12 protein-coding genes are annotated in these 13,369 nt (G+C 67.9%); all 12 read right to left on the bottom strand.

The features are described 5' to 3' along the window. Positions 1-45: 45 nt before the first annotated feature. Positions 46-3,303 carry a DEAD/DEAH box helicase gene (locus tag Q0Z66_RS00265; RefSeq protein WP_298036249.1) on the bottom strand — a complete coding sequence of 1,086 codons (3,258 nt, stop codon included), beginning with the start codon at positions 3,301-3,303 and terminating at the stop codon, positions 46-48. A 37-nt stretch (positions 3,304-3,340) separates the two neighbouring features. Then, positions 3,341-3,751, bottom strand: coding sequence for a transcription antitermination factor NusB (gene nusB / locus Q0Z66_RS00270; protein WP_298036252.1), 411 nt, complete (start codon positions 3,749-3,751; stop codon positions 3,341-3,343). Positions 3,752-3,754: 3 nt separating this feature from the next. Further along, positions 3,755-4,315: an elongation factor P gene (gene efp / locus Q0Z66_RS00275; RefSeq protein WP_298036254.1), complete on the bottom strand. Its 561-nt coding sequence runs from the start codon at positions 4,313-4,315 to the stop codon at positions 3,755-3,757. A gap of 73 nt (positions 4,316-4,388) precedes the next feature. Then, the gene (locus Q0Z66_RS00280) at positions 4,389-4,832 is read right to left on the bottom strand and encodes a type II 3-dehydroquinate dehydratase (RefSeq protein ID WP_298036257.1); all 444 of its coding nucleotides are present in this window, start codon (positions 4,830-4,832) and stop codon (positions 4,389-4,391) included. Further along, positions 4,829-5,917, bottom strand: a complete 1,089-nt coding sequence (gene aroB / locus Q0Z66_RS00285) for a 3-dehydroquinate synthase (protein WP_298036261.1) — start codon at positions 5,915-5,917, stop codon at positions 4,829-4,831. Before aroB ends, Q0Z66_RS00280 begins: the two co-directional genes overlap by 4 nt. Next, positions 5,914-6,429 (bottom strand): shikimate kinase, encoded by a 516-nt coding sequence (locus Q0Z66_RS00290; protein ID WP_298036267.1) that lies wholly within the window; start codon positions 6,427-6,429, stop codon positions 5,914-5,916. The genes aroB and Q0Z66_RS00290 overlap by 4 nt, the downstream gene beginning before the upstream one ends. Next, on the bottom strand, positions 6,416-7,645 hold the full coding sequence (gene aroC, locus Q0Z66_RS00295) for a chorismate synthase (protein ID WP_298036272.1): 1,230 nt from the start codon (positions 7,643-7,645) through the stop codon (positions 6,416-6,418). The genes Q0Z66_RS00290 and aroC overlap by 14 nt, the downstream gene beginning before the upstream one ends. 51 nt (positions 7,646-7,696) lie before the next feature. Continuing rightward, on the bottom strand, positions 7,697-8,521 hold the full coding sequence (locus Q0Z66_RS00300) for a shikimate dehydrogenase (RefSeq protein WP_298036276.1): 825 nt from the start codon (positions 8,519-8,521) through the stop codon (positions 7,697-7,699). After that, positions 8,521-9,978: an endolytic transglycosylase MltG gene (gene mltG / locus Q0Z66_RS00305; protein WP_298036279.1), complete on the bottom strand. Its 1,458-nt coding sequence runs from the start codon at positions 9,976-9,978 to the stop codon at positions 8,521-8,523. The genes Q0Z66_RS00300 and mltG overlap by 1 nt, the downstream gene beginning before the upstream one ends. 2 nt (positions 9,979-9,980) lie before the next feature. Next, on the bottom strand, positions 9,981-10,454 hold the full coding sequence (ruvX, locus tag Q0Z66_RS00310) for a Holliday junction resolvase RuvX (RefSeq protein ID WP_298036282.1): 474 nt from the start codon (positions 10,452-10,454) through the stop codon (positions 9,981-9,983). Then, positions 10,451-13,111, bottom strand: a complete 2,661-nt coding sequence (alaS, locus tag Q0Z66_RS00315) for an alanine--tRNA ligase (RefSeq protein WP_298036285.1) — start codon at positions 13,109-13,111, stop codon at positions 10,451-10,453. Before alaS ends, ruvX begins: the two co-directional genes overlap by 4 nt. A gap of 67 nt (positions 13,112-13,178) precedes the next feature. After that, positions 13,179-13,367, bottom strand: coding sequence for a hypothetical protein (locus Q0Z66_RS00320; protein ID WP_298036288.1), 189 nt, complete (start codon positions 13,365-13,367; stop codon positions 13,179-13,181). Positions 13,368-13,369 lie beyond the last annotated feature (2 nt).

The raw sequence follows: 13,369 nt of genomic DNA on the forward strand, positions 1-13,369 counted from the left end.
CCCGTGCGCAGATGAGCGCCTGTCGGCGTAGAGCCGGAGATATTCCTACAACAGTCCGCGGATGTCATCCGCGGTCAGCGTCTGCGCGAAGAGCTCGTCGTCGTCGATGACCGCGGAGAAAAGGCGCGCCTTGCGCTGCTGCAGAGCGAGCACCTTCTCCTCGATCGTGTCGGCGGCGATCATCCGGTAGACGAAGACGGGCTTGTCCTGCCCGATGCGGTGGGTGCGATCGATGGCTTGGGCCTCGGCCGCGGGGTTCCACCACGGATCCAGCATGAACACGTAGTCCGCCTCGGTCAGGGTCAGCCCGAAACCGCCGGCCTTGAGGCTGATGAGGAACACGGGCTGCTCCCCCGATCGGAACTCCTCGATGACCTCGCGCCGATCGCGCGTCGATCCGTCGAGGTAGAGGTACGGGATGCCGGCGGTTTCGAGTCTGCGCGCGGCCATCTGCAGGAACGAGGTGAACTGGCTGAAGACCAGAGCCCGGTGACGCTCCTGATGAAGCTCGTGCACGCGCTCCACGAGCGTCTCGAGCTTGCGGGAGGCGATCGTCGCGTCATCGGGCTCGATGAGTCCCGGGGCGAGAGCGAGCATCCTCAGCATCGTCAGCGAGCGGAACACGATGAAGCGGTTCTTGTCCAAATCCTTCAGGAGGCCGAGCACCTTCTGGCGTTCGCGCTGCAGGACCGTGTCATAGATCGCACGGTGAGCCGGGGCGAGTTCGACCAGGACGACCTGCTCCTGCTTGACGGGCAGGTCCGCTGCGACGAGTTCCTTGGTGCGGCGCAGAACGAGGGGGCGGATGCGACGGCGCAGTCTCTCCAGCCGGTGACGGCGGAACGTGCTCCCCTCGGCGTTCTCGGCGACCTTGCCCTGCTCGATCGGTTGGATGTACTCCTGGCGGAAGCGGCGGGCGGAGGGGAAGAGCCCGGGAGCTGTGAGCTTCAGGAGTGCCCACAGATCGCCGAGGCTGTTCTCCAGCGGCGTGCCGGTCACCGCGAAAACGGCATCCGCGCGCAATGACGCCACGGCACGGTGCTGCTGCGATTGCGCGTTTTTGACGAACTGCGCTTCGTCGAGGATGAGTCCGGCCCACTCCACAGCCGTGCACTCCTGCTCATCGAGCCGCACGAGCGTATAGGAAGTGACGATGACGTTGGCTGATTCCGCAGCATCCGCGACCGACTGACCGCGCGTGAGCGCCGTCGTATCGAGGACCCGCACCCGCAGGGACGGCGCGAAGCGCGCGGCTTCCTGCTGCCACATCGACAGCACCGACGTCGGAGCGACGACGAGGAAGGGGCGGGTTTCGCCCGACTCGCGGGCATGCAGGATCAACGTCAGCAGCTGCAGGGTCTTGCCGAGCCCCATATCGTCGGCGAGGATTCCACCGAGCCGGTGACGCCAGAGGAAGGCGAGCCATTCGAAACCGGTCTGCTGATAGGGGCGGAGCTCGGCTCGAATACCAGGGGGAACCGGAGTCGCCGGGACCCCGGAGGACTGGCGGAGCGCCTCTGCCGTCCGCCGCCAGCTCGTCGCGGGGAGAGCCGTATCGGCGAGGTCCTCGAAGTCTTCCCAGAGCGCCACCTGGGAGCGGTTGATCCGGGCACCCGTCTCCCATTCGGCGAGGTCGGCCGCCTCATCGATCAGCTCGCGTAGCGCGTCGAGAGCGGGATGTGCGAGCGAGAAGTAGCTGCCGTCGACGAGGAGCAGCTTGGTGCGCCGTTGCGCGAGGGCGGTGAAGAGCGGGGTGAAGGGGATCTTCTTACCGTCGATCGTGACGATGACGCCGAGATCGAACCAATCACGATCCGTGGTCTCAAGCGTCGAGACCGTGATCTCGGGCTCGCCGCTGAGCTCCCGGTAGCTCTTCACACGCCCGCTGACGACGACGGCGACGCCGTGCTCCTCCAAGCGCGGTACGAGATGGGTGACGAATTCAGCGGCGGCCACGTCGTGATACGCGCCGGACACGGCGAAGGGCGCACCGACGATGCGCTGCCAGCTCTGCTGGAGGTCGGAAAGCGCATGCTCCTCTGCGATCGCATCGCGGATCGGTGCCGTCGTGGCAGCGAAGGGGAACCGGCCGTGCCCGCGATATGTCCACTCGAAGCGGTAGCGGACCGTGTCACCGGGATGATGCGTCACGCAGAGGGTGGGAACGGGGACCGGCAGCGCAGGAAGAGTCAGCGCACCGAGGGCGCGCACCTCGACCCGCCGGGCAAGCTGCGGGTACAGACCAGAGAGGAACTCCGCTTCGTCCGCGGCGGGAACCGCGACATCCTCGCCGGCTGTGAGCAGCGCGTGGGCTGATGAGGCGAGCGGGAGCTCGGCGAGCCGCACCTCGACGCGAGCGCCGACCGGAAGCAGGGTGTAGACGCCCGTATGGCCGATCGGGCGCGCCTGGGCAGGAGTGAAGGACCGGTCATCGACCATGACCTCCGGGCGCAGGGTGAGGGAGCCGTCGTCTGCGCGCGCAACCTCGGCGGCGAACGACGCGGAATCGGCCAGAGAGAAGGAGAAACCCTTCTGGGCCGTAACGACCGGGATGCCGCGGCTTTCGCCGTGCCGGAGGTGAGGCCACAGCAACGGGGACTCGACGTGGTCGAGCAGGAGCCAGTCCCCCGCCGTGCCCGACAGGAGCGAATCTCGGGAGATGCTGAGCAGATCCGTGAACCAGCGGGCGATCCCCGCACCGAACCGCTGCGGGGATCGCCGCACGGAATCCCAGCCGATGTCGCCCTGAACCCACTTGCCGGTGGACTCGCTTCGGATCAGCGGCCGCATTCCCAGGAGCAGCTCGCCTCGAGCCACCGCGACATCGCGGGTCGTTGCCGACCGCACGGGACGCGGACCCCAGGGGCGTTCCCGGATGGAATCACGGTGCCGGATCTCCAGCCCGAGCGCGAGTGGAACCGGCACAGCATCACCGACCGAAGCATCCATCAACGTGCGCCAGTTCGTGGATGGACGACTCGGGGCATCCACGGGTTCGGGGCGTCGGCCTCGCTGACGATGGTCGTTGCTGTGCAGCACCATCGCGACGATGTGCTCGCACGCGAACTGCGCGGGGCAGGAGCACGACGTTCCGATCAGAGCATCGCCATCGCCGTCGACGTGCGCCCAGGCCCGGTAGAGCTCCCCGTGCGCCCCGTTGACCCCGGCGGTCATCACCCGGGTCTCCGCGTCCCACTCCCGCTGGATGACCTTTCCGCCGGAGAACACGGAACGCCCCCGCTCGATGGTTCCTCGATCAGCGAGGCGAGCGAGGGCGGAATCCGAGATGAGAGGAGCGACCACGGTCACATCCTCCTACAGGGGTCGGACAGCGCTCCGATCAGTTGGCCCGGGCGACGCGGGCGAGGACACCGTGCACGAAAGCGCCGGAGTCGTCGGTGGAGAACTCCTTCGCGAGTTCCACGGCCTCGTCGATCGCGACGGCCGTGGGGACCTCGCTGTTGTGCAGCAGTTCCCAGACGCCGATGCGCAGCAGGGCGCGGTCCACCGTGGGCATGCGCTCAATGCGCCAGTCGCGACTGTGCGTCACGATCTGCTCATCGATCTCCTCGCCGTGGTCGCTGATGCCGTCGACGATCTCGCGGGCGTACATCCAGGATGCCTCGCGGGCCGGCTCGCTCGCCGCTCGCTTGGCCTCGGCCGCGACGATCGTCGCGATCGACTCGCCACGGACATCCGCCGAGAAGAGGATGTCGAGGGCGCGCTTGCGCGCCTTCGTTCGAGCTCCCACGTCTTACTTCTCGCGACCGAGGTACTCGCCCGTGCGGGTGTCGACCTTGATCTTCGTGCCGGTCTCGACGAACAGCGGAACCTGCATCTCGTAACCGGTCTCGACCGTGGCGGGCTTGGTGCCGGCCGAGGAGCGGTCGCCCTGCAGACCCGGCTCCGAGTAGGTGACCTCGAGGATCACGGATGCCGGCAGGTCGATGTAGAGCGGGTTGCCGTTGTTCAGGGCGATGGTCACCTGCTGGTTCTCGAGCAGGAAGTTCTTGGCGTCGCCCACGACGACATCGCTCAGAGTGATCTGGTCGTAGTCGGTGGTGTCCATGAACACGAAGCCGTCGCCATCGGCGTACAGGTAGGTGAAGTCGCGACGGTCGACGTTCTCGATATCGACCTTGGCGCCGGCGTTGAAGGTCTTGTCGTTCGTCTTGCCCGAGACGACGTTCTTCAGCTTGGTGCGCACGAATGCGCCGCCCTTGCCCGGCTTGACGTGCTGGAACTCGACGACGGTCCAGAGCTGTCCGTCCAGGTTGAGGACGACGCCGTTCTTGATGTCTGCGGTGGATGCCATGCGTTCTGAGTTCCGTTTCCGTGAGGTAGAGGCCGCTCACTGAGCGTGACGAAAGTGCGGCCGACAGTCGATTCTACGCGATCAGCGCTGAGAGCTGACGCACTGCGCTCCGATAGCCCTCGACGCCCTCGCCGATCACGCGAACGGCCGCGACGTCGTGCAGGTACGAGAAGCGGCGGAACTCCTCGCGCGCGTTGACATCCGAGATGTGGATCTCCGCGAACGGGAGGGAGACTCCGGTGAGGGCGTCACGCAACGCGACCGAGGTGTGGGTCAGCCCACCGGGGTTGATCACGATGCCCGCGCAGTCCGCGCGCGCCGCGTGGATCGCGTCGATTAGGACGCCCTCGTGGTTGCTCTGGATGGTGCGGACCTCGAAGTCCGTCTCGGCGGCGGCCTCGCCGGCGATGCGCTCGACGTCCGCGAGCGTCGCGGTTCCGTAGATCTCCGGCTGTCGGGTGCCGAGCAGATTGAGGTTCGGTCCGTTGACGAGGAGCAGCCGGCGGGGTGCGCTCACGCCCCGATCTCCTGGTAGGCGGCGAACAGGAGCGACTCGTCGGGGGCCTGCAGAACGGTCGGCTTCGCGATGTCGTCGAGGACGATGAAGCGGAGCATCCCGCCGCGCGACTTCTTATCGCGCTGCATGGTCGCCAGCAGCTGGGGCCATGCGCCGGCGCGGTAGGTGGTCGGCAGACCCAGCGACTCGAGCACGGAGCGGTGACGGTCGACCGCGGTGTCCGAGAGCCGCCCGGCGAGGCGCGACAGCTCCGCGGCGTACATCATGCCGATCGAGATCGCAGCGCCGTGGCGCCAGCGGTAGCGCTCGGCGTGCTCGATGGCGTGACCGAGCGTGTGGCCATAGTTGAGGATCTCGCGCTGACCGGCTTCGCGGAAGTCCTCCGAGACGACGCGCGCCTTCATCTCGATCGCGAGTTCTACCGAGCGCCGGAATCCGTCACTGGCGGTGTCCACGGCCGACGCAGGGTCCGTCTCGATGATGTCGAGGATCTCGGGGGCCCAGATGAACCCGGCCTTGACGACCTCGGCGTAGCCGGCGGCGGCCTCGTGCGCGCTGAGGCTTCCCAGCTCATCGAGGTCGCCGATCACGGCGCGCGGAGCCCAGAACGCGCCGACGAGGTTCTTGCCCTCCGCCGTGTTCACTCCGGTCTTGCCGCCGACGGAGGCGTCGACGAGGCCCAGGACAGTGGTGGGAACCTGGATGACCTGGATGCCGCGCAGCCAGGTGGCGGCCACGAATCCGGCGACATCCGTCACAGACCCGCCGCCGTACCCGATCACGGCATCCGTGCGGGTGAAGTCGGACTGGCCCAGAATCTGCCAGCAGAAGGCGGCGACTTCGATGCGCTTGCCCTGCTCGGCATCCGGGATCTCCGCCATGAGGACTTCGCGCGGTCCGTTGCTCGTGTCGCTGAGCAGACGCTCGCGCAGTTCTGCGGCGCGTGCGCCGAGCGTGGGCGGGTGCACGATGAGGACCTTGCGCACGGCGGGGTCCAGTGCCGTCGAAACGCTGTCGAGGATGCCGCGGCCGACGGTGATGTCGTAGGACGCCTGTCCGGTCACGCTGATTGTGGTGGTGCTCATGCCTGTTCTCTCCTCCAAGCCGCGATGTCGTCGGCGATGCGCTGCATCGGACGCCTCGAGGTGTCGAATGTGATGTCCGAGACGTCTTCGTACCAGCTCAGACGCTGCTGGTAGATCTCGGACCAGCGGGCCAGTGGATCCTCCGCTTCGAGGAGCGGACGGCCTCCGGCTCGGATGCGTGTGGAAACGGCTTCCGCCGTGACGGCGAGGAACACGACCGGATGCCGGTGCAGCAGTTCCCGGGTGGTCTCCGAGGTGACTGCTCCCCCGCCGACCGAGATCACGCCTTCTTCCTCGAGAGCCGCGGCGACGATCTGCGCCTCGATCTCGCGGAAGCGTCTTTCTCCCTGACTCGTGAAAATCTCGGGAATCGGGCCGTGCTCGGCCGTGATCCTCTTATCGGTGTCGATGAACGCGATGCCCAGGCGCTTGGCGACCTGTCGGCCCACGCTGGTCTTGCCCGCGCCCATCGGGCCGACGAGCACGGTCGTCAGCGGGTCAGGACTGCTCATCGTGGGCGATCAGCGCCGCTTCCGAGGCGGGCGCAGTGCGCAGCTCCGCCGGAATGGCGGCGAGGTAGCTCTCGAGGTTGCGGCGAGTCTCCTTGACGCTGTCGCCGCCGAACTTCTCGAGCACGGCCCGGGCGAGTTCGACGGCGACCATGGCCTCGGCGACGACACCGGCTGCGGGCACTGCGCAGACGTCGGATCGCTGGTGGTGGGCCGTGGCCGCGTCGCCGGTGGCGACGTCGATGGTGCGCAGTGCGCGCGGCACCGTGGCGATCGGCTTCATACCGGCGCGCACGCGCAGAACGGTGCCCGTGGACATGCCGCCCTCGGTTCCGCCGGCCCGATCGCTGGAACGGGTGATGCCCGCATCCGCGGCGAAGAGTTCGTCGTGCGCGGCGGAGCCGCGTCGGCGGGTCGTCTCGAAGCCGTCGCCGACCTCGACGCCCTTGATGGCCTGAATGCTCATGAGAGCCTGCGCCAGGCGCGCGTCGAGACGGCGGTCCCAGTGCACGTGGGATCCGAGTCCCGGGGGCAGGCCGTAGGCGAGAACCTCGACGATGCCGCCGAGCGTGTCGCCGTCCTTGCGCGCGGCATCGACCTCGGCGACCATGCGCTCGCTGGTGGCGGCGTCGAAGCAGCGCAGCGGATCAGCATCCAGTGCCGCGACGTCGTCGGGGCCGGGGAGCTCGGCTCCCTCGGGGACCTGAACCGGGCCGATCGACAGGGTGTGGCTGACCAGACGGATGCCGAGCTCACCGAGGAACGAGCGGGCGACGGCGCCGAGCGCCACGCGGGCCGCGGTCTCCCGCGCGCTCGCGCGCTCGAGGATCGGGCGAGCCTCGTCGAAGTCGTACTTCTGCATGCCGACGAGATCCGCGTGCCCGGGACGAGGGCGTGTCAGCGGCGCGGACCGACCGCGGGACATGTCTGTCAGCTCGACGGGCTCGGGGTTCATGACCTCGATCCACTTCGGCCACTCGGTGTTGCCCACACGCAGAGCGATGGGGCTGCCGAGGCTCTTGCCGTGGCGTACGCCGCCGGAGATGGAGAGCTGGTCCTGTTCGAACTTCATGCGCGAACCGCGCCCATAGCCGAGTTTACGGCGGGCGAGGTCGGCCTGGATCGCCTCGGAGGAGATCGGGACGCCGGACGGCAATCCCTCCATGACGGCAATGAGTTCGGGGCCGTGCGATTCGCCGGCCGTCAGCACGCGGAGCATGTCTCTAGTGTGGCATGCGTTTGCCCGGCTGCTTGCCGCATGACGGACGCATCAGCCCAGCGCGGCCCGCATAGCCGTGCGGACGGCATCCTCGTCATCGAGAACCGCGAGCGGATCGCCGTTCACGAATGCGCGCACCTGGCGCACGGCCTGCCCCAGAAGCATCTCCAGGCCGGAGATGACGGTGAACGCCTCCCAGGAGCTCGCGAGCGCCGATGGCCACGGAGCGTAGGCCGCATCGAGGAGCACTCCCCCGTCTGCGGCGAGCGGACCGGCGACGGTCTCGTCCAGGACCGTTCCGCTGGGCAGCGTCGCGATCGTCGCATCGACGGGTGCGGCGGACGTCTCGAAGACCGTCACGTCGACATCGATCCCGAGCGCGGATCCGAGGGTCATGAGCGCGCCCGCGCGCTCGGGGCGGCGCGCCCGCACCTCGACCTGCCGGGCGCCCATCTCGGCTGCGGCGACCACGGCCGAGGCAGCGGTCGCTCCGGCGCCCAGCACCCGGGCTGAGCGGATGCCGGTGACATCCGCGCCGGCGAAGGCGTCGATGATGCCGCCGACATCGGTGTTGTAGCCGGCGATGCCGACGCCGAGGACCAGCGTGTTGACGGCGCCGGTCAACTGCGCGTGACGGTCGAGCCGGTCGGCGACCCGGTGAGCCGATTCCTTGAGCGGCATCGTCGTGGAGAGCCCGCGCCAGCTGGCGTCCAAGCCGGTGAACGCTGCGTCGAATCCCGCGGCATCCACCTGGCGGCGTTCGTAGGACCAATCGAGTCCGAGGACGCGATAGGCGGCCTCGTGCAGGAGCGGCGACTTGCTGTGAGCGATCGGATCGCCCCAGACCTCCAGCCGCGTGCGCCCATCTGCCGCCATCAGTAGCAACCGCCGTCGGGGTTCTCCTCGCACCACTTGCGATACTGGGCCTCGGCGGCCTGCTGCTCGGCATAGGTGGCCGAGAACACGGTCTCACCGGTGTCGAGATTCACAGTGACGAAGTAGAACCAGGGGCCATCGGCAGGGCTCTGCGCTGCCTGGATCGCGGCCTCGCTGGGGTTCGAGATCGGCGAGACGGGAAGACCAGCGTGCACATAGGTGTTCCAGGGGTTCTCATCGCCCACGACCTCGTCCCACGGCCAGGAAGCGACAGGTCCTTCATGCGTCAGCCCGTAGCCGAACTGTGCCGTCGAGTCCATCTGCAGAAGCCCGTGCGTCTGATCGTTGGACGGATCGAGGCGGTTCGCGATCACGCGCGAGACCTTATCGAAGTCCGCGGTGTGCCCCTCGCGCTGAACGATCGAGGCGATCGTGAGGATGCGGTTCTCATCGCCGGCCTGGACACCGGCGGCGCTGAGCGCCTCCCGTGTGCGATCCACCATGCGCTGGATGACCTCGCTCGCGGTCACCTCCGGATCGAAGGTGTACACGGCGGGGAACAACCAGCCATCGAGACGGTCGGTGTCGACGCCGTACGCTCGGGGGTCAGCAACGGCCGCATCCAGATCTGCGCTCGGGATGCCGATGCTCTCGCTGATCGCGTTCAGAGCCGACGATACCGTGCCGCCCTCGGCGATGGAGACGGTGTTCTCCATGCGGTTCGCGGGATCGCTCAGCGCCTCCAACGCCGCGGCGGCCGTCATCTGCTTCTGCAGGCTGTAGACGCCCGGATAGAAGGGCGCCTCGATGTTCTCGGAAACGAGGTAGTTGTAGAACACGCGGTCGGTCTTGGTGACTCCCGCCTCGTAGAGGGCCGTGGAGACCGGCGAGCCGGTGTCGCCCTCGCGGATCGTGATGGTCGCCTCGCCCGTCGCCTGGCCGGGCTCGTAATCGGTGGGCTCCCCCCACCCCATGAGCTCGTCGATCTGGTCGCCATAGGTGTTCATGACCCAGATGCCGCCGTAAACCGCACCGCCGATCAGAACCAGGAGGATGCCGAGGGTGACGAAGCATCCGACGCGTCGCTTCTTCTTGCGGGGCGCTCGATCCTCGTGCGACGTCTCCGCCACGAACAGGTCGTCGAGACTCGAGCCCACGATCGGAGCCGGGGTCGGCTCCGGGGTGGCGCTCACGGCGATGCCCTCCGCCGCAGGCGCCACCGGCGAACCCTGCCCGATCGGCGGTTCATCGGCCATCGGCGCGCTCACGGGAGTCGTCGGCGCATCGGTGTTCTGACGCGGCGACGCGGCCGCGGCCTCCCGACGCGCCCGCCGGGATCCGGGCGGGGGCGGCGTCGAATCCACGGACGGCACCTGATGCGACGGCTCCGGCAAATTCGCGAAGAGATCGTCGGACAGGCTGTTCGGGTCGTGATCGGGTGTCTCACGCTCGGGCATGCTCAGGAAGGCTCCTCGTCGGTCTGGACCACGGAACCGGCCGGGCTGCCGGTGCTCTTCTCCGTGTCTATGGCCTGCTGCAGCAGCACTACTGCAGCGACCTGATCGACAATGCTACGAGAGTTCTTCTGGTTTCTGCCAGATGAGCGCAAAGCGGCGTGCGCGGAGACCGTGCTCAGGCGTTCGTCGATCATCCGGACAGGGATGCCGGTGAGCCTCAGAAGCGCTGCGGCGAACTCCCGCGCATCCACCGTCGAGGGCGTGTCGGCGCCCTGCATGTTCACCGGCAGCCCGACGACGAACTCCAGGGGGGCGTATTCCTCGGCGAGCTGCGCGAGACGGGCCAACGATCTCTCGTCTCGCGGGACGGTCTCGACCGGAACCGCGAGCATCCCGTCGGGGTCGCATCGCGCGACCCCGACGCGGGCCTTGCCCACATCGATACCGAGACGGACGCCTCGACGGAACCCGGTCACGCTGCGCGGAGCTCTGCGACGACCGCGTCGAGCGCCGCGGGCAGAGCCGAAGCATCCGCTCCGCCGCCCTGCGCGACATCGTCCCGACCGCCGCCACCGCCGCCGAGCACACCGGCGGCGCGCTTCGCGAGAGCACCGGCCTTCGCACCGGCCGTGCGTGCGACCTCATTCGTCGCGACGACGACGACGGGGCGACCGCCTGCGATGCCGCCGAGCGCGACGACCGCGGCATCCGAGCCGAGCCGTTCGCGAACGCTGAGTGCCAGCGTGCGCACATCATCGGCCGAGCCGACCTCGCCGATCGACACGGCAGCGACACGGAACGCCCCGACCTGCTCGGCACCCGCGGCGATCGCCGGGACCTGGCCCTCGCGCTCCTTCGCCTCGAGCTGCGCGATGCGCTTCTCCGCGGCCTTGAGATTGGCGGCGATCTCGGCGATGCGATCGGGAAGCTGTTCGCGCGGCGTCTTCAGCGCCGACGTGAGCTGCGAGACGATCGCCCGCTCGGCGGCGAGCTCGCGGAACGCGTTCTGGCCGACCAGGGCTTCGATCCGTCGGTTGGAGGAGCCGACCGAGGACTCGCCCACGATGCTGACCAGGCCGATCTCCGCACTGCTGCCGACATGCGTTCCGGCGCACAGCTCTCGTGACCAGGGGCCGCCGATGTCGACCATGCGCACGACGTCGCCGTACTTCTCCCCGAACAGGGCCATCGCGCCGGCGTCCTTGGCCTCGTCGAGCGAGACGATCCGCGTGGTCACCTCGAGCGCATCCTGAACCGCACGGTTCGTGATGTCCTCGATCTCGGAGCGCGTCTGCGCCGACAGGGCCTGGTTCCAGGCGAAGTCGAAGCGCATGTATCCGGCACGGTTCAACGAACCGGCCTGGGTCGCGTGTGAGCCGAGGGTATCGCGCAGCGCCGCATGCACGAGGTGCGTCGCCGAGTGCGCCTGCTTCGCGGCGCGGCGGTTGGCGGCGTCGACGACCGTCGTCGCCGCATCGTCGACCGCGACCGTGCCCGTGGTCACCTGGACGGTGTGACTGATGAGCCCGGCGACCGGCTTCTGCACGTCGAGCACCTCGAGCTCGAAGCCCGACCCGATGATCGTGCCCTTGTCGGCTACCTGACCGCCGGACTCGGCGTACAGCGTCGTCTCGGCGAGGATCACCTCGGCGATGTCGCCCTCGGACGCGGACGTGACGGGCTGGCCATCCACGAGTAGACCGAGAACGCGCGACTGCGTCTCCAGGTCGGTGTAACCGGCGAAACCGGTCTCGCCGAGGGCGCGGAAACCGCTGTAGACGGAGACATCGGCGAGTTGGCGGCGACGGCTCTTCGCATCCGCCTTGGCGCGGGTGCGCTGCTCGAGCATCAACTCGTCGAAGGCGCCGCGGTCGACGCTCAGGCCGGCCTCCTCGGCGATCTCGAGCGTGAGATCGATCGGGAAGCCGTAGGTGTCGTGCAGCAGGAACGCCTCGGAGCCGGCGAGGCTCTTCGCCCCCGACTTCTTCGTGTCATCCAATGCCAGATCGAGGATCGTCGAGCCCTGGGCGAGCGTGCGCAGGAAGGTGTCCTCCTCCGCGACGGCCGAGGCCGACAGGTGGTCCCACTCGGTCTCGAGGATCGGGTAGGACTCCTTCATCGCGTCACGCGATGCGGAGAAAAGCTCGGGGAACGTCGGCGCATCGACGCCCAGCAGGCGCATCGATCGGACGGTGCGGCGCATGAGGCGACGCAGGATGTATCCGCGACCGTCGTTGCCGGGCTTCACGCCGTCGGAGAGCAGCATGAGCGAGGAGCGCACGTGGTCGGCGATCACGCGGAAGCGCACATCATCGGCGGCATCCGCGCCGTAACGGCGGCCGGAGATCTCCTGAGCGCGATCGAGAACCGGACGCACCTGGTCCGTCTCGTACATGTTCTCGACGCCCTGCTTGAACATCGCGACGCGCTCGAGCCCCATGCCGGTATCGATGTTCTTCTTGGGCAGCGGGCCGGCGATGTCGAAGTCCGTCTTCGAGCGGACATCGCTGAGCAGCTCCTGCATGAAAACGAGGTTCCAGATCTCGGTGAACCGGTTGTCGTCGACGATCGGGCCGCCATCGCGACCATAAGCCGGTCCGCGGTCGATGTAGATCTCGGAGCAGGGGCCGGCGGGGCCGGGCTGGCCGGTGTGCCAGTAGTTGTCCTCCTTGCCCATGCGCTGGATGCGCTCGGCGGGGATGCCGGCGATCTTCTGCCAGAGCTGAGCGGCCTCGTCATCGGTCTCGTAGACGGTGACCCAGATGTCCTTCTCCGCGAACCCCAGGCCGCCATCGGCCTCGGAGGAGGTCAGCAGCTCCCAGGCATAGGAGATCGCGCCCTCCTTGAAGTAGTCGCCGAACGACCAGTTGCCGAGCATCTGGAAGAACGTTCCGTGGCGCGCGGTCTTTCCGACCTCTTCGATGTCGTTGGTGCGGATGCATTTCTGAATATCTGCGGCGCGCGGGAAGGGCGCGGGGACGAGGCCCTGCAGATACGGCACGAAGGGAACCATGCCGGCGATCGTGAACATCACGGTCGGGTCGTCGCTGACCAGAGACGCGGACGGCACGATGGTGTGCCCGTTCTTCTCGAAGTAGCTGAGATAGCGCTGTGCGATGTCCGCGGTCTTCATATGTGTCGTGCTGTCCTTGTGTGAGACGGGTGGACGCGGTCGGGCGGCGGCGTCCGGAAAAGCTGATTCAGTTCTGGTCGGGTTCGACGAGGCGTGCGGCCTGCTCGCGGTAGGCATCGCCGAGGATCGTCGTGAACTCGGTGATGCGCGCATCGGCGTCGGCGAGGACCTCGTGTCCGCGCGGATCCTTGTTCATGAAGTGCGCCGCGACGAAGCCGCCGATCACACCGATCAGGAACCACACCAAGTTCTTCATGT

This window comes from uncultured Microbacterium sp., assembly GCF_947632095.1.
Taxonomy (GTDB): Bacteria; Actinomycetota; Actinomycetes; order Actinomycetales; family Microbacteriaceae; genus Microbacterium.